Source organism: Paenibacillus sp. LRG-1, from assembly GCF_057220305.1.
The window spans coordinates 1,715,999-1,741,785 of the sequence record NZ_CM170126.1 but is presented as its reverse complement, the minus strand read 5'-3'; the positions used below and the strand labels follow the sequence as shown (position 1 = coordinate 1,741,785).

The window sequence follows — 25,787 nt, the reverse complement described above, 5'->3', positions numbered from 1 at the left end:
CGCTATATTCATTTTAGGTTCACAAAGTTCTTGTTGTTCACTTTAATGCATCGGCTGGGCTTCGTCAAGATGGGACTTTTAAATTTGTACCCTGCATTCACATTTTGTCTACCTTTTCCATAGGTTAAATCATATCCCTCCTATCGTTGAAGCTCTTGCCACTACTGTTGATTTAGCCCATGATTTTGCGCTTGAAAGGCCGTAGGCCGAGCGTTATACTATACAAGTGCTATTAGGCAAAAATATGGAGCAGTAGTGCAGATTTGAGTGTTTCCTGCGATACTGTGGCAATCTAAAAAAGACCATTTGAGAGGTGAATCCGGAATGGAAGGCGACCCGAGTCCGAATAGGCGGCGATCCCTGAACAACAGCATAGGAATGACTTCAGCTTGCCGAAAGACGGGACGCCAGGCTCTGCATGCTCCAAAAGCCTCCGGCTTTTGATGGGAGTGCACGCTTACCCGCACCGGCTAACTGGCTAACTGAGTCCATTCCTTATGCTTAAGGTAAACGTATTTCCGTTACGACGGAGCATAAGGAGTGACATATATGAAAATCCGTTTGGTCAACAACGGGGTTTTTACCCCTGTCGAAGAAATTGAAATGGCGCTTACTGCACCGGCAGAAGGTTTTTATTGGATTGATGCCGATGTCGATGATTTGACAGTGCTCCAGCCTTTATTTTCCATGCATGATCTTGCAGTAGAAGACTGTTTGAGTGAAGAAGAACAGCGTCCGAAGATTGAAATTTATGAAAGCCATTATTTTATCGTTGTAAATAGCATTCGTTTTGATGATGAAGAAATATTTTTGCGAGCTTTGAACATTTTTCTCGGCCGCCATTTTATCATTACGGTGACCAAGCAGAAAATAAATGAGCTTCGTACCCTCAAGCCTATGCTGTGGGAGCAAGAAGTCAGCCAGCCTGACCGTTTTATGTATCTGTTGGTCGACTTGATTGTTGACAACTATTTTCTGGTTGGTGACCGGATTGAGGTCCGCATTGAGAAGCTGGAAGAAGATATTCTAATGCATACGAAAAAGTCGCATTTGAACGAAATCATCGGCTTACGAAGTGAGATTCTGTGGCTGAAAAAAGTGCTGGGTCCACAAAAAGAAGTCATCAATACCCTGAACAAACGGGATTTGCGGCTCATCGACGATCAATTGCAAAAATATTTCAGCGACATTTATGAAAATGCTGTGAAAATTTCGGAGACTTTTGAAACTTACCGCGACTTGATGGGTAACCTTCGAGAAGCTTATCAATCCAGTATCGCCAACCGTGCCAATGAAATTATGCGTGTGTTTACGGCAATTACGACCGTATTTATGCCATTGACAGTCATTACCGGAATATATGGGATGAACTTCGATAATATGCCTGAGCTTCATACACGTTATGGCTATTTTGTCGTCATTGGTATTATGGTGGCATTAGGTGTCAGTATGTTCTGTATTTTCCGCAAGAAAGACTGGGTTTAAAAAGAACAGGGGGGAAAAGTACCGAGTTGGATACTTTTTTCGATTTTCAGCTTGGTCATAAAAAGCAGCAGCCGTGTCCTGTGTGGAACTCGCTGCTGCTTTTTAGTATGTTGAACCCTGAATGTACTTTAATACTTTAGCTTTATTCAATCAGTTCTATATTATCCAACATGTCGGTCGGGTACCTGCTGATGACGAAACCGTATACGGATCAGACGCAGACGCTCGTAAATTTGATCCAGTCCTGTTTCGGTTGCCTTTTCTTCCCCATACACTTTCAGCATGACGGGCTTGAGCAGCGTATCCCCCAACTCTTCATAAGCAGACCAGATGGCTGCCTGCTCCTCCTCAGATACATTCACCAACTCCTTGCGGATCAGCTTCTCCATATCAATGCCATCCCTGTCCAAATGCTCCACAGCTTCAATCATCTCTCTACGATGCAAACCTGTCTTCATTCCGATATGCTCCAGTGAAAGACCGTCCGAAATGCCTTCGATAATCGTTCTAGTTAGGCTGAATTTGTTCAGCTCCTGCCTGTACTGGTTCTCTTTTTGCTTGTATAGCCATGACAAAAAAACTTCTTCTTCCAGCGTCTCTGTTACCCAGTTTAACGGAAATGGTGTGGTCCGGTCATTTTGTGTCGTAATAGCCAATAGCTCCGTCCCATATTGCGACACTTTACCCTGCCCCATACCAGGCAGTTCCAACAGTTCTTCTTCGGTATGGGGAAGATAGACGCTAATGAGTCGAAGCAGCCGATTCGTAGCGATAAAATAAGGTGCTTTTCGTTCCGTTGCTGCCTTTTGCCGTCTCCACATCGTCAACTGCTCATACACTTCATCACGTGGAAACAAATCACTGTAGCAATACAGCTTTTGCAGCGTTTGTCCTCGTCCTGATGATCCTTCTTGCTCATGAAATACGCCATGGATTAAGGGCCTATAGCCCTCAGCCATTTTGAGCGCCAGCTCATGACGGTATACATGTAGTAATTCCTGCCACAAGCTGCCCTCATACCAAAGGTCGTCTATACTTTCATCCGGGACATGCTGTGTGCTCCAGCCTGCACTCCATCCCCCTTCATGCTGCCCAATCCATACCTGAGCAAAGTCCTCATAGCCCTGTTCATTTCGTTTGGACAAGCGATTTAAAAATACAATATCCATGATTTCTTCCTCCCTCATATCGTTGAAAGACAGTCCCGCACAACACAAAAACGCAAAAAAAAGCACCCATCCTGCGTATTCGCAAGAAAGGTGCTTCCCTTTTTGAGCCGTACTATACTGTTGCCTATATAATAACCGTACCTTGGAGTGCCGTCAACCATAAATTCTAATGATTCAGCTTTTCCTTTGCCAATGCCAGAGCACCGCACAATCCAGCATTGTCACCCAATCCCGGAGATACGATATATTGCTCAATATCTGTTGCCAGACTCGAATGCTGTACGTATCCGTTCAAAAGTTCTTGAAGCTTGGTACGAATGAGCGGGAACAGTTGGTCCTGCTTCATCACTCCCCCGCCCATAATAATTTTTTGCGGTGACAGGATTAATACATAGCTCATTAAAGCCTGTGCCAGATAGTACGCTTCCATTTCCCAGGCCGAGTGATCGACAGAAAGCTCATGTCCTTTAACCTTCCATCTTTTTTCGAGCGCAGGACCTGCTGCCAGTCCCTCCAAACAATCTCCGTGATAAGGACATGTCCCCTCGTAAGTATCTTCTGGGTGACGACGTACCAGAATATGCCCCATTTCCGGGTGGGATAATCCATGTATCAGCTTTCCACCAACCAAAGCACCCGCCCCGATGCCTGTACCTATCGTAATATACAGACAGTTGTCCAATCCTTTGGCGGCACCCCAAATAGACTCACCAAGTGCTGCTCCATTCACATCCGTGTCAAACCCCATAGGCACATCAAAATGCTCTTTCAGTTTGCCAATCAGATTGTAATTTCCCCAATGTGGCTTTGGCGTTGTTGTAATATAGCCATATGTATCACTACCTTCGATAGGATCAATCGGCCCGAACGAGCCTACGCCCAATGCTTCAATGCCCTTGCCTTCAAAAAATGCGATGACATTCTCCATTGTTTCTGCTGGGGTGGTTGTTGGAAAGCTCGCCCGTTCCAGTACCTCTCCACGTTCGTTGCCAATTCCACATACAAATTTGGTACCGCCTGCCTCAATTGCTCCCAATACTGTCATAGTTGCTGTTGTCCCCTTTCGATAATCCGGTTCTCTCTCCACTATATTCACCTGAAATGTACCTGAGGTCAATCCCCTTATCGCAATTGTATATAATCCTTCACATGACTATATAACTCCGTCGACATATGGGTATATAAATAAGGACACTAACGCACCAAGCGTCAGCATCCCTATATTACTTACTTTACTTAAATTGTCCGTATCAAGCCTAACAGCTTTATTAAGATCCGGTTGCGACACCCATCAATGTACACAAGCTTTTCATTTCAAGTTGCTCAAATTTGTCTACAATTTGCACGTGATCCAGCGTCAGCAGACAGCTATCCAAAGCACATGCTACAGGTACACCACAGTGAATTTCAGCAAGTTTGCGTGAAAGATGCAGCATATCCAAATCACTCTCAATTTTTTTACGGACTGAGGGTGTTAATTGATCCAGATTCTCCAGAATGCCCTCAATAGAGTCGTATTCCTGAACCAGCTTGAGTGCCGTTTTCTCGCCAATACCTCGTACTCCGGGATAATTATCGCTTGCATCCCCCATCAGGCCTTTAAGGTCCACCACTTGACGTGGCTTAAGCCCTTTTTCAGTCAGCAGGGTCTCCGGGGTGTATACCATATAATTGCCGTGCCCTTTTTTCATAATAATGACCCGTGTCCGCTCATCCACTAATTGAAGTAAATCATGATCTCCTGAGAGAATCATTACATCCATGTCCTCATTTTGCGAATAATGACGTGCAAGCGTACCGATACAATCATCGGCTTCAAAGCCTTCCGCTCCAATGTTGGGAATGCCGAGGCTGTCCGTCACTTCACGAATCAATGTAAATTGGGGAATCAAATCATCTGGTGCGTCGGCTCGGTTTCCTTTATACGCAGCAAAATGTTCCCCACGGAATGTCGTTCCGCCCATATCCCAGCAGCAAATGACATGTGTAGGATTAAACGTTTGGACTGCATCCCAAAAATATCGAATAAAACCATAGATGGCGTTCGTTGGCACCCCAGCTTTTGTACGACGGATATAACCGTTTGCGGCGGTTGCATAATAAGCGCGAAATAGCAGGGCCATGCCGTCAACCAGCATTACGGATTGTTCATTGCGTTGTGTCACAGATTGTATTGCTCCCATTCATCATAATATTTAACCCCCACAGTATAACATATCGTGAGTGTAAATTGGGCGTTATTGAGCTTCCCATGTGCCCTCAAATGTTTCCTCTTTGAATCCTATCGTTACTTTGTTCCCGTCGGTTACAATCGGGCGTTTGATTAATCTACCATTCGAGGATAAAAGCGAAATTTGCTCTTCACGACTCATGTCTCCAAGCTTATCTTTCAGCTTTAGCTCTTTGTACACCTCACCGCTTGTATTAAAAAACTTTTTCAGCTCCAGCCCGCTTTTTCGAATTAAATCTTCCAATTCCTCCAGGCCGGGCGGCTGTTCAAAAATAGGAATAAGTTCCGTCTCATGTCCCTTGTTTTGCAGCCATTTCACTGCATTACGACAGGTACTGCATTTAGAATACTGATATACTTTCAGTTGGCTCATCGCTAGATTAACCTCCATTTGGTTTCGCTAGCTTATTTATATTTTATTCTGAAAAATATTGCGCTCTTAATAGCTCCTGCATTTCAGCCATATCTTCAGGTAGAGGAGCATAGAACGTCAGCCGCTCCCCGGTTACAGGATGCTCCAAGGACAGCTCTGAGGCATGCAAGGCTTGTCGAGGCATCCTGGCATCAAGCTGATCATATCGTTCACGTTGCGCAGCATCATCGGGTGTAATCCGGTACATTTTATCTCCGATCAACGGACAACCGATATAAGTCATATGCACTCGAATTTGGTGCGTACGCCCAGATTCCAACTTTAGTCCGATGCGACTTCCCCCGTTCCACACTTCCTCCAGCTTATACAGCGTAAGGGCAGGATAACCATCCGGGGTCACCATACGTAAATGCGGATTATCCGGGTTGCGGTCAATCGGTCCGTCAACCTTACCTTCCTGCAGCTCAGGGCGCCCATGCACCAGAGCCGTATAGCGCTTATCCACCGTTCCCGCAATCATCTGCTCAGAAATATGCTGGTGTACATACGGATTTTTGGCTACTACCAGCACACCCGTCGTCTCTTGATCAAGACGATGAACAGGACGAAACCGGAACAGTTCTCCCTTGGTCTGCCAATAATGCACAACCCCATTAGCCAGTGTTCCAGTGTAATGACCGTGAGTTGGATGGACAATCATACCCGCCGCCTTGTTCACCACTAACAAATGTTCATCCTCAAACAATATCTCAAAAGGAATGGGTTCAGGTAAAATATCTTCAGAACGCTCGCGCTCCATGCGAATTTCTACTCGATCCCCGGACTTCACCTTTACGCTGATGTACACACGTGTCCCGTTCAGCATAATACCTTGCTCGGTCAGCTTGAGTTTGGATATTAACTTTCGAGAAATGTTCATACGTTTTTGTAAAATAGTCTTCAACAGCATGCCCTCCTCCTCAGGAGGGATCGTATATACGATAGGTTCATAGTACAAGCTCATCACAAATTCCCGGTTGCCTCCTTATTTGCGGAACACTTTTTTGCTGCGCACATATTCGACATCGGGCACACCCTGACGGACATTCGCTGTGCGAGCAACGGCAAAGAAATAATCGGAAAGACGGTTCAAATACCGACGTACCGCCGGATTGATGTCCGTATGTTTACCTAGTGTAACAGCACGGCGTTCCGCGCGTCGGCAAACCGTACGGCAAACATGAAGCGTTGAGGATAATGTGCTACCACCCGGTATAATAAAACGCTCCACCTTCGGATTTTCCTCCTGACATGCATCAATCCAGCCTTCCAGGCGCTCTGCCAGCTCGTCTTTCACCTTATATTTGCTTTCACTGATTTTAACAAACGCCAAATCCGAACCACAATCAAACAGCTCCTGCTGTATTTCCTCCAATTGAGTCCGAATATCCGCAAACTTTTCCCCTTCGGCAAAGCTGATCGCTTGTCCTACAAAGCTGTTCAGCTCGTCAATTGTACCGTATGCCTCCACACGGTCATCATCTTTGGACACTCGACCTCCAATCACAGAAGTTTGTCCTTCATCACCTGTTCTGGTATATATACCCATATTACTCCATCCCCCTTATCATTCCGTAAGTGCTTTCAGCACCTTGATGGCTTCTTCCTTATTGCTTGTACGAGGCGGAACGGTAGCAAATAATGTTTTTGAGTTATATTTTAGCTCCTTAAACATCTTCATCTGCTCCACCGGAATTCCGAACAAATGAGTTTCCTTGCTTACATCTGTTTCTTCTTCCTCCTGCCCCTTCTTCTTAAATACGCCGCCCTCGAACACGCCCCGAGCGTACGTCTTCTTGTCAAAAGTATCATCTAACGGCAGATTCGAACCATTCTGTCCATACAGCTTCATGTCCTCTTCCGGCAAAAGAAACAGATCATGCTCCCCGGCCGCATATTCTACAACCAGCTTCTGCTGGTTATACAGCGGACTGACTGAAATCTCAATAGTCGGAGCCTGTTCGCCCAGCTTATCCTTAAGCTTTTGTGCCAGCTCTTCACGGATGACTGAAGCATCCCCTTTATCCATAATAAAAATGGAGAAGCTGTCCTTGTCCCGTCCCCCACATCCAGCCAATAATACAAGTGTCAACATTCCGATAATCCATGGCGATAGCCTTTTTAGCCCTGCTCTCATATGTACGCCCCCTCTTCCATGCCATTAATATATCATAAGTTGTGAACGCAAAAAAAGAAGGCCCTACGGCCTCCTTCTTACCTTTGGCTGACTTCACACGGTTAAACCTTGCATTCCGTACCATACATTTTCATGTATTCATTGATTTTCAAATCGAGCTTGCAACTAATCTCGATGACAAGATCAGAGGTGAAGGACTGCTCTTCCTGAAACGTCCGCATCATCTCATTGCGCAGGAACAAAATTTCATCTTCTAGGGAAATGTCGTATCCTATTGAACTAGACGAATTATATCCAACATATGACATGAGCATTCCTCCTACAATTGAAAAATTGAACTTCCTGCTTTCGAATTCAAATTATAGCATAGAAATTTAGAAATAAAAGACTATTTTTTATGAATTACCCATAAAAAAATAATTTTAACCTTCTTTTCTTACTTTTTCTACAAAATGACCAATCCGATCCAGTGCCTCCGTCAGCTGAGCAACAGAAGTCGCGTATGAGCAACGAAGATAGCCTTCGCCTCCCAAACCGAACACATTACCCGGTACAGCCGCAACTTTAGCCTCTGCCAATAGACGCTGTGCAAATTCATCTGAGCTAAGTCCCGTGCTTTGAATACTAGGGAAAACATAAAAAGCCCCTCTTGGCTCATGGCACTCCAGGCCGATTTCCCGGAACCCTTCAACCATCAGACGGCGACGCTGATTATAGGCTTCTACCATACGATCTTTCTCACCCAAACCATTCCGCAAGCCTTCCAGTGCCGCAACTTGCCCCATAGAAGGCGCACACATTACGGTGTACTGATGGATTTTGAGCATAGCCGCAATCAGATCTGGATGTCCGCATGTATATCCAATACGCCAGCCTGTCATGGCGAAGGCTTTGGAGAAACCACTGACGAGGATCGTACGATCCATCATACCAGGCATAGCGGCAAAACTAACATGCTTCTCTCCATAATTCAATTCAGCATAAATTTCATCAGAAATGACGATCAAATCATGCTTTTCCACGACTTCGGCAATCGGAAGCCAATCTTCATAAGTCATCGTAGCCCCAGTTGGATTACTCGGATAGCATAAAATCAGCACCTTGGATTTAGGTGTAATTTTTGCCTCCAACGCCTCAGCCGTCAGCTTAAATTCATCCTTAGCAAATGTTTCAATACCTACCGGAATCCCGCCTCCAATTGAAGTGATTGGAGAATATGAAATGTAGCACGGCTCGGGCACGAGAATTTCGTCGCCAGGTACAATTAACGCACGCAAAGCAAGATCAATCGCCTCGCTTCCCCCAACGGTCACGATAATCTCATTTTTAGGATCATAATTAACTTCAAATTGCTCATTCAGATAATCACTAATCGCTTCACGCAGTTCTGGCGTTCCCGCATTAGACGTATAGCTGGTAAAACCTCGCTCTAATGAATAGACACAGGCTTCCCGCATATGCCAAGGGGTTGTAAAATCCGGTTCGCCTACACCAAGGGTAATAATATCCTTGTTGCCACCCACCAAGTCAAAAAACTTACGAATGCCCGAAGATGGAATTTCGCGCACCAACGGGGACAAATAGGAACTCATGGCTTTGTTACTGTCGGTAAATGCTTCTGTTTTGAGATTCATCATGATCTTCCTTTACGGCGAAATCACCAGACGATTATCTTCCTGATGATCCTCAAAGATAATTCCGTCCTGCTTGTATTTTTTAAGCGTAAAATTAGTCTTGGTGGACAAGACCGAGTCAATAGGAGACAGTTTCTCCGACACAAAATTAGCGACCTCACGGAGATTGCGGCCTTCAACTTCTACCAGCAAGTCGTATGCTCCAGACATGAGATAAACCGATTTAACTTGCGGATACAAATAAATCCGTTCTGCAATACCTTCAAATCCTCTTCCACGCTCGGGTGTAATCTGTACTTCAATCAAAGCAGTAACCTTTTCGTCGTCGACTTTATCCCAATTGACTACGGCGGCGTACTTAACGATTACATGTTGGTCTTCGAGCTCTTTAATTGAGGTGCGTACATCCTGCTCATCAACCCCCAGTAAAGTAGCCAACAAAGTCGGTGTTCTTCTTGCATCTTCTTTTAACAATTCCAGCACTTTTAATTTCAAACCATTTAGCTCTGTCATTCTACATAAGGCCTCCATCGAAAGAGATTACTATACATCATACAATACGCACTTTAAACCTGCAAAGAAAAACCGTCCGCCCCGGTAAACCCGGCAGACGGACGGCTGTTATGGGAAATTGCTTCAAAAACGGAATATCCCGTTTACATATAGTAAGGGTTATTTTGGTGAGTAGGCTGCCCTTGCTGATGCATAGGTTGACCATATCCCCCCGCTGATGACGACTTTTGCTGAATGAACTGTTGGCATTCGTGTTGGGTCTTGCGAGCTTCTTGAATCTGTTTGTCCAAATCAATGCGCAGTGCTTTTGACGAAGTGGAGTACATATTGTTCTGACTCATCAGACGATACAAATCGCCTTGTAGGCGCAGCGTATCGTTCGTAAGGTCGGTGAACATCTGACGCACAGACGGACAATTGGATTCCGTTGTCGCTGTTGTATACTCTCCCACCGTGCGTTTCATATCGGCAAGAATGGTATAGAGCAAATCTTCTTCGGGCATAAATGACGTATTGTTCTGTGAAAACATCGTGATATTACCTCCTTTATTGGTTAATCCATAATTACTGCTGCGGTTGCATAGGAGCAAGCTGCTGGTGCTGTTGAAGTGCATTGGAAAGCAGGTTCAGGTGGTTCTCATGAGTTCTCGCGAATTGCAGACAAGCTTGCTGAATGGCTGGATGCTGAATGGATGCTGCTGTCGCCGTACATTGCTTGAGCAGCAGTTCTTCATTGGAAATGGAGTCCACGATGTACTCCAGCTCTTTGCCTGTCAAGGGTTGCATGTTGGTAGATTGCATAGTCTCTGTGCCTCCTTAAATGTTTTGTTGCACGCTGGTTATCTTGTCCGTTTGGCGAAATACTATGTACACATAAGAGATACTACATATTGCCTATAAGGAGTGCTGTTTATATGGAATTGATTAGCGGGAATACGTATTGGCCGAGTACCTTGGAGCAAACATCGGATTTTCCGCCTTTGGCAGAGGATTTAAATTGTGATGTACTGATCATCGGAGGCGGGATGGGTGGGTCCATCTGCTCCCGGCTATTGGGAGAACGACAGGTAGACACCGTGGTTATTGATAAACGCAAGCTGGTACATGGAAGTTCTTCGGCCAATACCGGACTGCTGCAATATAGCAATGATAAGACCTTAACCTCCTTCATCAATACGTTTGGTGAAACGAACGGTGTACTGTTTTACCGTATGTGCAAAGATGCTCTGGATCAGTTGGAAAAACTGTCTACCACGCTGGAAATTGATCCGTCCTTTATACGCCGCAGTAGCCTGTACTATGCAAGTACATCGGAGGATGTGCAGATCCTTCAGGAAGAGTACAAACAGCTAACCCGGTTTGGATTTCCCGTCGAATACTGGGATGAGCAACAGATTGCAGCCCGATTTCCTTTTCGAAAATCAGCAGCCTTGTACACGCACGAAGATGCCGAGGTTAATCCATTTTTGTTTGCCCAAGGACTGTTGCAATCCGCCAGCCGTCTCGGTGTACGCTTATATGAGCATACGGAAGCCAAGCATTTTGAATTTAATGAAAATGAAGTTGTTTGTTATACCAGCGGTGGAATTATCCGAGCGAAAAAAATCATTTTTGCAACGGGTTATGAAACACAGGAGATTAAAACAGATCGCGGAGCCGTTCTGGAAAGCTCTTATGCTATCGCCACCAATCCAATCGGAGATGTTCCCTTGTGGCATGAGCAGTGTCTGATCTGGGAAACTGCTCGTCCTTATCTGTACATACGCTCAACACCGGAAGGACGCATCATTATTGGTGGTTTGGATGAACCTGTACTGGACGCCAATCAACGTGAAATCAGGCTGCTACACCAACAGCAAAAGCTATTGCAAACACTACAGGAGCATTTTCCCGGTGTTCCATTTCAGATCGACTATGCTTGGGCGGCTGTATTCGGCTCCTCTCACGACGGCTTGCCGTATATTGGTCCACATCCACGTTTTCCAAACTGCTATTTTTTGGAGGGTTACGGGGGAAATGGGACGGTTACGAGTATGATGGCCGCACAGCTATTGGCTGATGAACTGACGGGCACACACCGACCTGAAATGGAGCTTTATTCTCTAAACCGTACTACCAAGCCCTCGCCTGAAACAACGGAACCGATGGTTTAACATATGAATACAAAAAGAACCTCTTTCCCCTACTAATTGGGTCTGGAGGTCTTTTTTAATGTATTTTCAAACTATTCGGTTTGCTTGTGCCAGCGTTGTGCATGGGAATGAGATTTGCTCTGCTTCGTCTTTTGTTCCATTTTCAGCACACTTCGCATAAAAAACCATCCGAGCACTGGCATCAATGCAAGGCCAATCAACAACCAGATCATCGCCGTAGGAGCCTTGCTGATACTTAGGACACCCAAGAAAATGAGTGTTCCGGTCAATCGGCCTACCATTAAGCATAGTTCGCGCAGTACAACCAGTTCCACTCTCTGATTGGCATCTCCTTTACTCGTCCCCATTAAATCAAAGCTCGCAGAAATCATGGGAATTAAATATAAAGGCATAAATAAAGCGGTGCCGATCCCCATAATCAGTAGTGTGCTATACTCCATACGCCACAATAACGGTAATAGCGCGATCACCAACAACACGGCACCCAACAGCATACCCGCCGAACGATAGTGTGGCTTGAGCCATTTTCCGACAGCCCAAAAGCTGAAGAATGATACCGCCGAGGTGATAAGTGAAAACTGTGCCAGCTTCCATTCCTGTTGGGTAGCTACATATACGAGCAGCGTAATCAGGAAGGCAAACACCCCTTCACGGATGCCCTGGGCAATAAGCGATAACGACAACGGACGCCACATACTCCCTTTTTGTGACAATCGTTGCTTGGGCTCTTTCCAATTGTAATTTCCTGTCGGCTTACGTTTGCGAAGAAAGAAACTAAGCACCACTCCTACGACATAAAAGGCCAAGGAAATACTGAATATCACGCGATAACCTGCGTCATCCTCCATACGGGCAATAATCCAACCGGACAGCCAAGGACCCACTATACCAGAAAACGAGCCCAGCAGACCCACCCATCCGTTAAAATGATCACGGCTTGCCTGATCCGTGACTTCGAAAAAAATCACATTAAACGCCAGCCAGAATAAACCTAATGCTGCACCCAGCAGCATCCCGAGCGGCCATATGTAGTTCACAGCCTGCGGTCCCGTATATAACACGATCAGATAAAATAGGCCTGATAATGCGGTCCCCACGCGTAGGGCATTCATTTTGTTATGTTCCTTGACCCACTTTCCAGCCACCCAGACCATAATTCCCAGTGCAATTTGTTGACTAACATTAAACCAGCCGATCATCGCGTAATCCTGCCTGCTTTTCCACAAATACACGTTAAGAAATGTGCCTGACAATGCTGCTGCAAACACAAACAATCCATTCAAGCTTAATAGCAGAATGGATTGTCCGTTCAGGTTTGATTTCAATGCAGTTCCCCCTAACCGAAAAATCACCAATCAGCTTATTTCAAGCCAGCTTGTTCAAAGATTTCTTCGATTTAAGATGCCCGTATTGAGCTTGGGCCTATCCGGGGGATTGCTATTTAATTGTTGGAAATACCGCTGAGCTTCTCCAGCATCCGCAGTCGGTCATTCTCTGACAGTGTCTGCTGGACATGGAAGCAGCTAGGGCATACATAAACATTCAAGACGAACGGCAAATCCAGAACGGGCTTGCCCAGCGCTGGAGACATCGACGGTTCAAAACCTTCTCTGGTTACGGTTTGCGAACCTGCATGCAGCATGTACTCCCCACATTGAGAACATTCAAGAACCTCATCTTGTCTGTCGAGTATTTGTTCAGCGCCTTGTTCATAAGCCATCAGATCCGCACCGCTTTCTTCAAATTTTTGCAAAGTATGCAGCACAGGCAACTTATGAAGCTCATTATCCTGCAACAACGGTGCATCAACCGGTTTTTCAACTACGATTTCATCCTCTGCCTCATATAAAATATCCTGCTCCTCATCATCACCGAGCTGAATACTCAGTGTCCGATAACCCTTCAGGTCTTCTTTTCCATGAGAGTGGGGCGCCGGGGTTACAGAAGCCACATGATCATGTTTCGTCTCTTCATGTCCATGCTCACCGGCATGTCTATGAACAGGTGGAGAAACAGACTCATCTTCATCATCGGTGATGTCAGAGTACCCTTTTAGATCATTATGGCAATAAGGACACTCTTCCTCAGGTCCTAATTCTTCATCCCAAATAATTTCCATGTTACACCATGGACAAATAGTCATTTCCAAGCTTTATCATCCTTCCGTTCCAAGCGTATACCAAGCTCTAGTATACAAGATGTGTCAAGTTACACTGGCACCGATCACATAAGATAAAGATATGGAAATAATCATGGAGAACAAGCCGACAGCACGATTATCCTCTTTAATCTGTTGATCGATAGAAAATACTGGTGTCAGAAACTCAAAAAGAAAGTACGCCGCAAGAAGCAGTAAAAAGCCAACGAACGACCAAATCATCGTATCATACACACTGGATTTGGCTTCCATTGCAAAGCGGAGTACGTTGCAAATACCGAACATTTTCCCTCCCGTAGCCATGGCTACCGAAACATTACCGCGCTTGATCTCTTCCCAGCATTTATAGCGGGTTACCAGCTCAAAACACGACAAAAATACAATTAGCTCCAGCACCGCCACCGAGAAATAACCCAGCATCATCCCCAACGGATGTGACAGCAATTCATCAATCGCCATCTTAACTTCGTCCCTCCCGTTCTACCAAGCGTTCCCGGGCAAAGCCGGCAACCCCTAGCTATTCCAATTCAGCAACTGTTACGCCTGTGCCGCCTTCATTGTAATTACCGATACGGTAGCTTTTCACATGCTTATGCTTGCGGAGGTACTCCTGAATACCGGTTCTCAGGACACCCGTACCTTTACCATGAATAATGTGTACCTGACCCAGATTGGCCAGAAACGCTTCATCCATGAAGCGGTCCACTTCCATCAAGGCTTCCTCCACGTTCGCCCCCCGAAGATCAAGTTCACTTCGTACGTTATCATCCCGTGTCCGCTTAACGCCAGTCACTGGTTTTTGAACTCTTGGAGTCGTTGTTTGTGCAGGTTGCAGTAGTTCCAGATCATCCAGACTGACCTTCATCTTCATGATTCCCAGTTGAATCACAGCTTCCTTGGTACCGGACAGTTCAACCACGTGGCCTTTTTTATTCAGACTGTGGACGGATACTTCATCGCCAGCCATGATAGAACGAGTACGCGTAGCAGCCGGGCGTTTGACGGTACTTTTTTTGCGTTGTTTCGGTTCAGCCTCATCCAGTTCTCTGCGAGCTGCAATCAGCTTATGCTCCTTAACCGAGGCCCCTTCTTCCTGAGCCAATTTACGCAAATCAGTAATGATTTTCTCTGCTTCACTACGAGCCTTATCCACGAGAACCCTTGCTTCGTCCTCAGCTTTTTCCAGCATACGGTCCCGTTGGGACTCCAGCTTATCCAGCTCCATCTGATGACGGCTACGCAATGCTTCCATTTCCTTACGTAGCTGCTCCGCTTTTTCCCGTTCTTGCTCAGCTGTCAAACGGTTCTGCTCCAGTGACGCGATCATGTGCTCAACGCGCTGGTCTTCTTCCGTTACCTCACCACGGGCATAGTCTAAAATACGCCCTGGCAATCCCAATCGCTCGGCAATGGCAAATGCATTACTTCGTCCGGGTACACCGACCAGAAGGCGGTAAGTCGGGCTTAATGTAGCGACATCAAACTCCATGCTTGCATTAATAATTCCTTTGCGCTCATAGGCATACGCCTTCAATTCACTATAGTGAGTCGTCGCAACCATGCGGCAACCCATGGCATGTATATGCTCCAAAATAGATACAGCCAGAGCCGAACCTTCTGCGGGGTCCGTTCCTGCCCCCACTTCGTCAAGCAATACAAGACTTTTTGGCGTCATATTTTTCAGGATGCTAATGATATTGGTCATGTGACTGGAAAATGTACTCAAGTTTTGCTCAATGCTCTGCTCGTCACCAATATCGGCATAGATTGCATCAAATACACACAGCTGGCTTTCATCCTCAACAGGTACAAACAGTCCAGACATCGCCATCAAGCTAAGTAGGCCAATGGTTTTCAGGGTAACGGTTTTCCCCCCTGTGTTCGGTCCGGTAACGATAATAGAGGTGTATGAATTGCCTAACTCCACATCAATGGGAACAACCTGCTCCAACGGAATTAGAGGATGTCTGCCCTTTTTCAGCTTTAAATATCCGCGGTCATTCATTAAAGGTAAGGTTGCCTTCATTTCACGGGCGAGACGCGCTTTTGCAAAAATAAAATCAAGATTGCCCAAAATGTCCACATCATACAGCAACATATCTGCTTGTTCTGCGACGAGTGCGGTCAGCTTTTGTAAAATGACTTCAATTTCACGCTCTTCTCTCAGCCTTGTTTCCCTCAGCTTATTGTTCATGGCTACGATGGATTCAGGCTCGATAAACAATGTTGCACCAGACCCGGATTGATCATGAACAATTCCGCCAAAATAAGAACGGTATTCGGCCTTAACCGGGATCACAAACCGATCTCCGCGAATCGTAATCAACTGATCTTGAAGCATTTTGGAGACAGTTGAGGAACGAATCATGGAATCCAGCTTTTCACGAATACGCACTTCTCCCGAGCGCAGCTCCCGACGGATTTGAGAAAGCTCTGTGCTGGCAGAATCCAGCACCTCTGCATTCTCGTCAATACAGCCTTTAATGGAGTTTTCCAAACCTCTCTGCTCCGAAAGCTGCTCACTCCAATACAGCAATGTTTCGACAGGATTTTCCTCATGCAAACTTGTCACGTATACCTGTATACGGCGTGCGGCCTGAACTGTTGTCCGAATGCCGAGCAACTCCTGCGGGCTTAACGTTCCACCAATACGGGCACGCTTCACCGCCGGAGTGATATCTACTACTCCGTTAAATGAAGGCACTCCTTTGAGGCGATCAGCAGCATAAGCCTCATCCGTGCCTTTCAGCATTTTCTTGATATGCTCCAAATCATCGCTGGGCTGTAGTCGAAGGGCTGTCTGTTGTCCCGTTGCCGTTTGGGCATAGTGACTTAGTTTATTTAGAATTTTTTGATATTCAAGGGTTTTGAAAATTTTAGAGTCCAACTTCACTACTCCTTTCACTTATATCTATATTATACCGAAAGCAGCAAACTTACGCTATTTGCCAACTCTGTTTTACACATAAGAAAGCTCTTCATGCCACACACTAACCTTTGTCTAACCCTGTAAATTCAAAAAACAAAGGAGGTTATTCCGTGAGCATTCTCGGGCACATTGTACGTTTCATCGTTGCCGCTCTGGTGCTGATGGTCGTAAGCTGGATCGTTCCCGGATTTAGTGTAGGCGGCTTTTGGAGCGCGCTGATTCTTGCCATTGTCATTGCCTTGGTTGGTTACATCATCGAGGCAGTGTTCGGCCGACGCGTTTCTCCATTTGGACGCGGTATCGTAGGTTTTCTAGTGAGCGCTCTGGTTATCTGGATCGCTCAGTATGTGGTGACCAATGTCAGTGTTTCCGTTCTGGGCGCATTGCTCGCTGCATTGGTTATCGGGATTATCGACCTGTTCATTCCGGTATCGACACCGTTTGAAGCCGGTCGCAAAGACGGGAAATAATTTCAGTAGACCCTCCCGGCAAAGCTGTCCCGAAGCAGATTTCGTCTGCCAAAGGACAGCTTTTTGTCATAAACACTTCTGAGTGGATACAATAAGCAAACAATCCCCGGCGATGAGCAGCCGGGGATTGCCATACATTTATAATCCGTATCTACTGATCCTGTTCGATAAGTTCAATCCATTCATTGTACTCCGTTTGAAGCTTAGTGTACTCTTCCTGTAATTGACGTAATTCTGTAGAAATCTTCTCCGTATTTTCCCGATCTACGTCCTGTTGTACTTGTAACAGACGAAGCTGATGCGCCGCCATTTCATATTTTTGACCCACTTCGTCCAATTCAGACTGCAAGGCCATTCGTTCCTGCTCTATGGACTGCTGTTCAGCTTTCGCCGTTTTGGCAGCTTCAACCGCCAAACGAGTCTCCTCCTGAAGCTGTTCCTTTTGTTCAACTGTTACCGCTATTTCACGTTCCCAAGATGCAAATTCTTCCTTACGGGCAGCATCTTCAGCTTCCAGACGTTCCGCTTCTGCCTTCAACTGATCGTATTTAAGTTGCCACTCCAGAGATTCTTCCTCAGCACGTTCCAGCTTACTCCGCCGTTCGTGATCTTCTTGTTGAAGCTGCTTGATATTTTGCTCCAGCTTTCCAGCTCGGCTCTTCATGCTTCCATATTGCTCCTGAAGCGATTGATACGCCTTCGCTCCCTCTTGCTCTCGGACTTTGGCTTTCTCAAGCTCATCCTGAACACGAATCAGCTCAGGTGAAAGCTCCTTGATTCTCGCTTCGAGTTGAACTAGCCGTTGCTGTTGTGAAGCAAATTTATCATTAATAGCTTCGAGCTCAGCCGCTGTGTGCTGTAATTGCTCCTGTATCGCTTCCTTCTGTTCACGTGCTTCCAGCAGGGAGAGCTCCAGCTCATCAACTGCCAACTGGCGTTCTTCTGCAAGTTTCTTCCATGACTTCTCGCTTTCAGCTAGCGTAGCCAGCTCACTTTGCAGCTTGCGAGAAGATACGTGAGCTTGCTCCAGCAGCTTCTGCATCCGCCGCTGTTCTTCCTCCAGCTTAGCCGTCTGCTGCTGCGTAGCCTTGGCTTCAGCTTCTAATTGATCATATCGGCCTTGCAGTTCTTCACGTGCAAGCGTATCTGCCTGCTCTCGCTCTATCGCAACCTGTCGTTGTGTTTCCAGTACAGACTCCAGCTCGGACTGTTGTTGCTTCAGTACTCTTGCTTGCTCTTGAGCCTCTCCCAGACGAGAAGAAAGCTCTGTACTGCCTGCCTGTACTTGTTCTAATTGTTCCTGAAGCTCCTCGACCCGAATCTCCTGCTCCAGTGCAGCTTCATCAGCTCGTTTCTGCGCTTCCTGATGCTGGAGCTTTTCTTCATTCAACGCCAATTCAGCCTGTTTACGTTCCTGCTCCAGCTGCTCATTCAGCCCGGAGCACTTGGTCTGCCATTCGCTTACCTTCTTACTATGCTCTTGCTGCAAAGCAGATCGCAGCTTGTCCAGTTCTGTACGCTTTTGCTCCTGATGAGTCTTCTCTGCAGCTGACAGCTTGGCTTCAGCCTGTTTAGCTGCTTCAGCCACTTCCTTCTTCATCTGCTCTTCTATCTGCCGGATACGAGCATTGGCCGCCTCCTGCTGCTCTTTCAGCTTGCGAGAAGCTTCTTGACGAGACTCCTCCAATTCACGTTTAGCTTGTTTTTGTCCATTTTCAAGTTCAGCTGCTTTTTTCTCCTGCTGTTCCAGCTTTGCCTTCAATTGGGCAATCTCCTTGGCTGATACAGATTCGGTTTCCATCAGCTTCTTCTGCGTTGCTTCCTTTTCTTCCTTTAGTTGAATAAGAGATTGATGCATATCTGTATTTTTTTGCTGCTGTTCCCCTAGAGCCGTCTGGAGTTGCGCCAGATCTCCCCGGAGCTCTGCTCGTTCCGCTGCTAAGCGGTTCATATGACTCTGAATTTCCTGGATTTGTACAGCTTCTTCTGCCATATGAACCGCAGCCAGCACGGCAATTCGGGGCATATCCAGACGCGAATGAGCTTGAGAAATGCTGTGCATACGCTCATCCACGTAATTGGCAACCTGCTTCATATAATCGGTATTGCTGCCGACGAGTTTATAAGAAGTACCGTAGATCTCTACAGTGACGCGAGTACGATCTGGTGTAGTCACAATTATGCCCTCCTTCAATACTACTGTATGTTGATTCTAAGGTGTGTCCGGTACTATGGTAACCCGCCTTCCGTGAAGCGTTCAACCTTATTAGTCCGGCTTCCCCGCAGCGGGTAAATATCAGAGTAAGAGAGCTCCTATGATGATAGGCCAAAAAGCCGTATCGAACCTCTGTCACTAAGATTCGATACAGCTTCCCGCATTTCCTGCTACTTTCTCAATTCCGCTCCAAAAGTTTGTTCCAGAGACGTAACGACAGGAGTATGCGCCGCATTGATCTCTTCATCCGTCAACGTATGCTCCCAATGACGATAGGTCAGAGAGATAGCTACGCTCTTCTTATCTTCACCAAGCTTACTGCCTGTAAATACATCAAACACTCGCGCATCCTGCAATAGCTCTCCGCCTGCAGCGTGAATAACACGAAGCAGTTCACCTGCCTCAACGTCTTTATTTACCACGAGGGCAATGTCACGTTCCACGGATGGGAAGCGAGCCAGCTCTCTGAACTGAATATGAGAGTTTGCGTGTTCAACGACCTGTTGCAACGCAATTTCCGCTACATACGTATCATTCAGCCCATAAGATTGTTGAAGCTCCGGATGAATCTGCCCAATGGTACCGATCCGTTGAGAGTTCCCATTCACATCCAGCCATACCGAAGCGGAACGGCCCGGATGGTAGCTTTGCGGTTGGTCAGCCACATAACGAATGCTGGCACTCAACCCGAAATAGTCAAACACCGTTTCAAGCGCGCCTTTAATATCAAAGAAATCAACCTTTTCAGCACCAATATTCCATTGTTTTTCACGGCGTACCCCAGTCAGCAGTAGACTAAGCACTTGAATTTCCTGCGGCTGACGGGTTAATGTTTGTTCCTCTGTATAAAATACTGTTCCCATCTCAAAAATCGCCAGATTGTCTTGCTTGCGATTCATGTTGTACACCGCTGTATCCAGCATCTGTGGGATGATACTCGTACGCAAAACACTACGGTCTTCGCTCATAGGCATAGCCAAACGTACCGGATGGCTACCTTCTGTCAGGGCATTAAATAACCTCGTACTCTGCGGATGTACAAAAGAGTAGCTGATCGTCTCCTGCCAACCACCATGAGCCAGCAATCTGCGCAGGGAGCGGCGCAATGATTGCGATGCTGTCAAAGCTCCCGGAGTTGTCGGACCTTCAATCGGCGTGGTCGGGATATTGTCGTAACCATACAGACGAGCTACCTCTTCGATTAAGTCCACGTCAATGGTAATATCTCCACGGCGTGTAGGTACTTCAACTTCCAGTACCCCTTGCTCTGCGTCGCCACATCCGAAATGAAGTCTACCGAAAATCGTTTTCACCTCAAGCAAAGACAGTTCGGTTCCCAAATATCGGTTTATTTTATCTAGCGACAGCTTGATAATGCGGTTTTCAGCTTTTGCAGACGCAGATTCTACGATGCCCTGGTGTACAGTGCCTCCCGCATAACGCTGAATCAGCGCAGCTGCACGATTCACAGCAGGCACAACAGATCCTGGATCAACCTCTTTTTCAAAACGCAGACTTGCTTCCGAACGCAGTCCAAGTTGACGGGATGTTTTGCGAACTGTACCGCCGTCAAACTTCGCAGATTCCAGCGCAATGCTGACCGTCGCATCCGTAACCTCGGAGTTGGCTCCACCCATCACGCCTGCCAATGCAATTGGTTTCACACCGTCTGTAATCAGCAGCATATGCGGCTCCAGCTTACGCTCCTGATCGTCAAGTGTAATCAATGTTTCGCCGGCACGAGCGAGTCGAACTTCAATATTTCCATTTTCTAGCTTATCCGCATCAAAAGCATGCAACGGCTGACCGTATTCCAGCATGACGTAGTTCGTAATATCTACGATGTTGTTGATCGGACGAACACCTGCCGCCATCAGACGGTTTTGAATCCATAACGGAGAAGCCCCCACTTTTACACCTGTGATATAACGGGCCGCATAGTGCGTACACAGTTCAGGAGTATCTACCTTCACGGACAGATGATCTGCTGCTGCATCGCTAATTTCCACCAGATCCTTAGCCGGATCAGCCAGCGAAATGTCACGTCCCAGAATCGCACTCACTTCATATGCTGCTCCGTGCATGCTCAGGCAATCCGAACGGTTGGGTGTCAGATCAAAATCCAGTACCTGATCATCCAGCGCCAGCAGCTTCGTAATTGGCATACCAATTTCAGCATCCTCAGGCAGCACCAAAATTCCTTCTTGCAATTCCTTTGGAAGCAGCTTGTCATTCATGCCCAGTTCTTTGGCCGAGCAGATCATGCCCATAGATACAACACCGCGTAGCTTGGCTTTTTTAATGTGGAAATCTCCCGGCAACTTTGCCCCTACAACTGCAACAGGAACCTTTTGACCTGCATCCACGTTTTTGGCACCACACACGATTTGCAGATCTTCCTCTTGACCTGCATCGACAATACATACATTCAGCTTATCAGCATCTGGATGCTTTTCCTTGCTTTTAACATAGCCGACAACGACGCCAGTAATCCCTTGATTGCGCTGCTCGACCTCATCAATTTCTATACCCGAACGGGTGATTTTCTCTGCTAGATCCTCCGCGCTTACCTGGTCCAGCGATACATACTCGGACAGCCACTCGAATGATACTTTCATATGGGTTCACTTCCCTTGATATAGTTGTTTATTGACGCGCAAACTGTTTCAGGAACGACAGGTCACTGTTATAAAAATGACGAATATCGTCGATACCGTATTTCAATATAGCAATCCGCTCTACACCCATACCGAATGCAAAGCCGCTGTACACCTCGGGATCAAAACCGCCCATCTCCAGCACTTTCGGATGGACCATGCCACAGCCCAAAATTTCGATCCATACACGTTCGCCATTTTTCTTCACAAAAGTCACGTCTACTTCAGCACTCGGCTCTGTGAACGGAAAGAAGCTTGGTCGCAAACGGATTTCGGTCGATTCTCCGAACATTTCGCGTGCAAATTGAAGTAAGGTTCCTTTCAAATCACTCATACGAATGTCTTTTCCAATGACAAGCCCTTCAATTTGGTGGAATTGAAAAGAATGCGTTGCATCGTCATCATCACGTCGGAAAACTGTACCCGGACAGATAACCTTAATAGGCGTTTCGCCCTTCATCGCTTCCATCGCACGAATCTGAACCGGTGACGTATGGGTACGCATCAACAGATCCTCGGTCAGGTAAAATGAATCCTGCATATCCCGTGCTGGGTGATTTTTAGGCAGGTTCAATGCTTCGAAGTTATAATAATCCGTCTCTGCCTGTGGGCCTTCAGCCACTCGATAGCCCATACCTGTAAAAATATCCTCGATTTGCTCAATCACTTTGTTGAGCGGGTGCAGTCCACCTTGCGGCAACGCGCGTCCAGGCAGCGTAACGTCGATCTTTTCCGCTTGCAGACGCTCATTCGTTTCTGCTTTCGTGAACTCGTCCTGCTTACGGTTAACGACTTCTTCAATCGCCTCGCGCACCTCATTGGCTACCTGTCCAACAACCGGACGCTCTTCCGCGCTCAGCTTGCCCATACCGCGCAAGATTTCAGTCAGTGCGCCCTTTTTCCCCGAATATTTGACCCGTAAATCAGCCAGCTCCTTGGGTGTTGCCACCTTCTCCAATACTTCCAGTGCTTCTTCCTTCAAGGCCAGCAAATGTTCCTTCATTTGGATGGTTTCGCTCATCGCCTGTTCAGTCCCCTTTCTTCATATCCAGCTTTTCAGACAACAAAAAAAGGTCTTTTCTCCCGGTAAGGGACGAAAAGACCGTGGTACCACCCTCGTTAGACAATAAGCTCAGCTCACCCGGCGTTCTGCCTTACGGCAACTAGTTACAGGTGATTGTTCATGCTATGCATCATCGTCTCGCTCTGCACGTTGTAACGGTCGTGAACCGGTATCCCCTACTTGCACATTCGCCATTCACATGGCGCCTGAGGTTCAAGGAACTGCTCCGGAGCGAACTTCAACAGCCCAGTATTTGCAGAAACGCTCTCAATCCTACGGCGCTTCCTCCCTGTTCAATCGGACACTGTCTACTCTTCTCCATCAAGACATTTTCAAAAATTCGAACTATTGTTCATTATTATATGCAAACTACCGCGCTTTGGCAAGCAGGGCATACGTTTCATTTCTTTAGATATCGAGATCATCCAACCGCTCCAGATTTGCACGAATGCGCCTGATTTCGCTCAACAACTTCTCATTTTCGTCATTCGTGCCCGTCATTCCCATCAACTCTGTAAGACGCAATTGTAATCGAAGACGTTCCTCACGCCGCTCCTGGTCTTCTGGCTCCCGTTGACGGCTCCGCTCATCTTCTTGCTTTTCGTCGGCTGTCCCCTCATAGATTTCATATCCGCCCCCCGGCTTCATATCGAGTAACCGAGTTGCCGTGTACCTCACCAGCTCCCGATCATGTGAGACGAGCACCAGTGCTCCATCATAGTTACGCAAAGAATCCTCTACAATTTCACGGGTTTCAATGTCAAAATAATTCGTCGGTTCATCCAGCACCAGCAGATTGGCTCCACTAAAGTACAGACGCAGAAAAGCTACCCTGCATTTTTCTCCCATACTAAGTGTCCCGATCCTTTTAAACACGTCCTCTTTCGCAAAAAGAAAGCAGCCTAATACCGTTCTCGCTTCTGTTTGGGTCATCGTCGGGAGCGCAAGCAGACTGTCCAGCAACGTTTGATCCTCCGGAAGCTGCTCCAACTCCTGTGAAAAATATCCGATGTTCAACTGTGGGTTGGCTGTGATTTTTCCCGTCTGCGGCTCCAGTTGACCTGTTAATAACCGAAGCAGCGTGGTTTTACCAATTCCATTGGGCCCCCGAACAGACAGACGGTCTCCACGTGCAACGATCAGATTTAGATTTTTCACAATGATACGGTCGTCGTAGCTAAAGTCAACCTGCTCAGCACGCAGCAAATATTTTGCCTGAAACCCGCTGTCACTTAATTTCATGTGCAAAGACGCAGCCTCACGCGGTTGCTCTACTCTATTGGCTTCCAGTCGCTCCAGTTCCTTCTCCTTCGCATGATAACGGGAAATATTTTTTTTAGCCTTGGCCTTATAAAAGCTCTGCGTAACGGCCATCTCAACCTTGGATGCGCCACGATGCGCCTGATGAAACCATTCCCTGTAATTTCGAATCGTTTCCTCCAACGCCTGTTTCGCCAGCTCCTGCTTTCGATAGCTGGCTTCCTGCTCTCGCAGTTCCCGCTCCTTTTGCGCTTTATATTCCTTATAGCCGCCTTTATAGCGCCCAATACCTGTCGATGTGAGCTCAACTATACTCGTAGCCACCCGATCCAAAAAGGCTCTGTCATGCGATACAAACAGCAGCGTTCCCGGATACGTAGACAGCCACTGCTCCAGCCAAAGCAAGCTTTCGGCATCCAAATGGTTGGTCGGCTCATCCAACACCAGCAGCTTCGGCTGCCTGACCATGAGTCCGGCCAATCGCACTCTCGTCTTCTGGCCGCCACTCAGGTCACCATAAGCAATGGACCACGTCTGGACAGGCATTCCCATTCGAGTGAGCGCCTTTTCCACCTCAGACTCCCAGGCAAAGCCTTGCAGGCGTTCGTATTCATCCATTAGCTCGCCGTAACGCTCCAGATGATGCTCCATATCCTTCCCAGCATCGGCTAGGTCAGCTTCCAGCTGTCCCAACGCTTGCTTGAGACGCCAATGCCGAGGGCTGGCCTGCTGTGCGGCCTCCAGTGCGGTTCGAGACCAAGCCACCGTATCCTGCTGCTTCAGCCAGCCCCGCTCTTCCAGTGGCAAATCATGCTCTACTTGACCAGAGGTTGGTGCTTCATCTCCCAGCAATATTCGCAATAGCGTCGTTTTACCTGCTCCATTTCTTCCAAACAGTGCGAGCCGTTCTCCTTCCATCACATCCAGCGACACATTCTCAAATAAAGATGTCCCGTTCCAATCCTTTACTACATTGCGAATACGCAAAATTGTTCTCATACCACGATCATCCTTTCCCAGTCCGGTTTTTTGATCCCGGAAGCAATAAAAAAAAGCCGCAGAAGGCTGCGGCTTGCATACAAGGAATATAGAATGACTGTTATGAATCGTTTCAGAACATACGCTTATGAAAAATAACACCGCAAACGAATAAGCCAAATCCCGTTCCGGAATAAACGCATACGTCCCTACATTCATTTTCAGACACACTTCTCCCGTTGCAGCTTACAGCCGCCTGCCAGTAACTGTGCAGTTAAGTGGGAAAATCAGTGTGCTTACTTCATCGGACGTATGGTTACCTTC

The 25,787-nt window shown here is 46.9% G+C and carries 23 protein-coding genes; 3 read left to right on the top strand and 20 right to left on the bottom strand.

The genetic code is table 11. The features are described 5' to 3' along the window. Positions 1-549 precede the first annotated feature (549 nt). The gene (corA, locus tag ACUUJN_RS07735) at positions 550-1,485 is read left to right on the top strand and encodes a magnesium/cobalt transporter CorA (RefSeq protein WP_053325030.1); all 936 of its coding nucleotides are present in this window, start codon (positions 550-552) and stop codon (positions 1,483-1,485) included. A 161-nt stretch (positions 1,486-1,646) separates the two neighbouring features. Here the strand turns inward: corA and ACUUJN_RS07730 are convergent, their stop codons facing one another. The 12 genes from ACUUJN_RS07730 to ACUUJN_RS07675 form a co-directional block, all read right to left on the bottom strand. Beyond that, positions 1,647-2,654, bottom strand: a complete 1,008-nt coding sequence (locus ACUUJN_RS07730; protein WP_028542957.1) for an HRDC domain-containing protein — start codon at positions 2,652-2,654, stop codon at positions 1,647-1,649. A 166-nt stretch (positions 2,655-2,820) separates the two neighbouring features. After that, positions 2,821-3,699 (bottom strand): ROK family protein, encoded by an 879-nt coding sequence (locus ACUUJN_RS07725; RefSeq protein ID WP_023987786.1) that lies wholly within the window; start codon positions 3,697-3,699, stop codon positions 2,821-2,823. 223 nt (positions 3,700-3,922) lie between these two features. Further along, on the bottom strand, positions 3,923-4,819 hold the full coding sequence (locus ACUUJN_RS07720) for a 5'-3' exonuclease (protein WP_013309415.1): 897 nt from the start codon (positions 4,817-4,819) through the stop codon (positions 3,923-3,925). A 72-nt stretch (positions 4,820-4,891) separates the two neighbouring features. Further along, entirely contained in the window at positions 4,892-5,257 is a 366-nt protein-coding gene (locus ACUUJN_RS07715; protein WP_069080468.1) for an arsenate reductase family protein, read from the bottom strand. 43 nt (positions 5,258-5,300) lie between these two features. Continuing rightward, positions 5,301-6,260 (bottom strand): RluA family pseudouridine synthase, encoded by a 960-nt coding sequence (locus ACUUJN_RS07710; RefSeq protein ID WP_069080469.1) that lies wholly within the window; start codon positions 6,258-6,260, stop codon positions 5,301-5,303. Positions 6,261-6,281: 21 nt separating this feature from the next. Continuing rightward, on the bottom strand, positions 6,282-6,845 hold the full coding sequence (locus ACUUJN_RS07705) for a cob(I)yrinic acid a,c-diamide adenosyltransferase (protein ID WP_028542959.1): 564 nt from the start codon (positions 6,843-6,845) through the stop codon (positions 6,282-6,284). A gap of 18 nt (positions 6,846-6,863) precedes the next feature. Beyond that, positions 6,864-7,433, bottom strand: a complete 570-nt coding sequence (locus tag ACUUJN_RS07700; RefSeq protein ID WP_069080470.1) for a type 2 periplasmic-binding domain-containing protein — start codon at positions 7,431-7,433, stop codon at positions 6,864-6,866. Between the two features lie 101 nt (positions 7,434-7,534). Further along, complete coding sequence (locus ACUUJN_RS07695; protein ID WP_023987781.1) at positions 7,535-7,741, bottom strand: aspartyl-phosphate phosphatase Spo0E family protein; 207 nt, start codon at positions 7,739-7,741, stop codon at positions 7,535-7,537. 114 nt (positions 7,742-7,855) lie between these two features. Next, positions 7,856-9,067: an aminotransferase class I/II-fold pyridoxal phosphate-dependent enzyme gene (locus ACUUJN_RS07690; RefSeq protein WP_023987780.1), complete on the bottom strand. Its 1,212-nt coding sequence runs from the start codon at positions 9,065-9,067 to the stop codon at positions 7,856-7,858. Positions 9,068-9,079: 12 nt separating this feature from the next. Further along, a complete protein-coding gene (locus ACUUJN_RS07685) occupies positions 9,080-9,580 on the bottom strand; it encodes an Lrp/AsnC family transcriptional regulator (protein ID WP_023987779.1) in 501 nt (166 codons plus the stop codon). Between the two features lie 143 nt (positions 9,581-9,723). Then, positions 9,724-10,110: a spore coat protein gene (locus ACUUJN_RS07680; protein WP_013309407.1), complete on the bottom strand. Its 387-nt coding sequence runs from the start codon at positions 10,108-10,110 to the stop codon at positions 9,724-9,726. Between the two features lie 34 nt (positions 10,111-10,144). Next, a complete protein-coding gene (locus ACUUJN_RS07675) occupies positions 10,145-10,381 on the bottom strand; it encodes a hypothetical protein (protein ID WP_013309406.1) in 237 nt (78 codons plus the stop codon). Positions 10,382-10,494: 113 nt separating this feature from the next. On the opposite strand from ACUUJN_RS07675, the gene ACUUJN_RS07670 reads away from it, so the two are divergent. Then, positions 10,495-11,733 carry an NAD(P)/FAD-dependent oxidoreductase gene (locus tag ACUUJN_RS07670; RefSeq protein ID WP_076158022.1) on the top strand — a complete coding sequence of 413 codons (1,239 nt, stop codon included), beginning with the start codon at positions 10,495-10,497 and terminating at the stop codon, positions 11,731-11,733. Between the two features lie 71 nt (positions 11,734-11,804). On the opposite strand, the gene ACUUJN_RS07665 is transcribed toward ACUUJN_RS07670, so the two are convergent. From ACUUJN_RS07665 to ACUUJN_RS07650, 4 genes are all read right to left on the bottom strand, one after another. Then, positions 11,805-13,058 (bottom strand): MFS transporter, encoded by a 1,254-nt coding sequence (locus ACUUJN_RS07665; RefSeq protein ID WP_023987777.1) that lies wholly within the window; start codon positions 13,056-13,058, stop codon positions 11,805-11,807. 116 nt (positions 13,059-13,174) lie between these two features. Continuing rightward, positions 13,175-13,882 (bottom strand): hypothetical protein, encoded by a 708-nt coding sequence (locus ACUUJN_RS07660; RefSeq protein ID WP_068940106.1) that lies wholly within the window; start codon positions 13,880-13,882, stop codon positions 13,175-13,177. Positions 13,883-13,936: 54 nt separating this feature from the next. Beyond that, positions 13,937-14,350 carry a DUF350 domain-containing protein gene (locus ACUUJN_RS07655; RefSeq protein WP_013309402.1) on the bottom strand — a complete coding sequence of 138 codons (414 nt, stop codon included), beginning with the start codon at positions 14,348-14,350 and terminating at the stop codon, positions 13,937-13,939. A gap of 58 nt (positions 14,351-14,408) precedes the next feature. After that, on the bottom strand, positions 14,409-16,778 hold the full coding sequence (locus tag ACUUJN_RS07650; RefSeq protein ID WP_023987774.1) for an endonuclease MutS2: 2,370 nt from the start codon (positions 16,776-16,778) through the stop codon (positions 14,409-14,411). A 152-nt stretch (positions 16,779-16,930) separates the two neighbouring features. Between ACUUJN_RS07650 and ACUUJN_RS07645 the strand changes: the two genes are divergently transcribed. Next, positions 16,931-17,290: a phage holin family protein gene (locus ACUUJN_RS07645; RefSeq protein ID WP_023987773.1), complete on the top strand. Its 360-nt coding sequence runs from the start codon at positions 16,931-16,933 to the stop codon at positions 17,288-17,290. A gap of 151 nt (positions 17,291-17,441) precedes the next feature. Here the strand turns inward: ACUUJN_RS07645 and zapA are convergent, their stop codons facing one another. The 4 genes from zapA to abc-f all read right to left on the bottom strand — a co-directional run bounded on the left by zapA (position 17,442) and on the right by abc-f (position 25,484). Then, positions 17,442-19,466, bottom strand: a complete 2,025-nt coding sequence (gene zapA, locus ACUUJN_RS07640) for a cell division protein ZapA (RefSeq protein WP_053325024.1) — start codon at positions 19,464-19,466, stop codon at positions 17,442-17,444. Positions 19,467-19,675: 209 nt separating this feature from the next. Further along, positions 19,676-22,123 carry a phenylalanine--tRNA ligase subunit beta gene (pheT, locus tag ACUUJN_RS07635; RefSeq protein WP_484669473.1) on the bottom strand — a complete coding sequence of 816 codons (2,448 nt, stop codon included), beginning with the start codon at positions 22,121-22,123 and terminating at the stop codon, positions 19,676-19,678. Positions 22,124-22,151: 28 nt separating this feature from the next. Further along, the gene (gene pheS / locus ACUUJN_RS07630; RefSeq protein WP_269321413.1) at positions 22,152-23,183 is read right to left on the bottom strand and encodes a phenylalanine--tRNA ligase subunit alpha; all 1,032 of its coding nucleotides are present in this window, start codon (positions 23,181-23,183) and stop codon (positions 22,152-22,154) included. Positions 23,184-23,633: 450 nt separating this feature from the next. After that, the gene (gene abc-f / locus ACUUJN_RS07625) at positions 23,634-25,484 is read right to left on the bottom strand and encodes a ribosomal protection-like ABC-F family protein (protein ID WP_053325022.1); all 1,851 of its coding nucleotides are present in this window, start codon (positions 25,482-25,484) and stop codon (positions 23,634-23,636) included. Positions 25,485-25,787 lie beyond the last annotated feature (303 nt).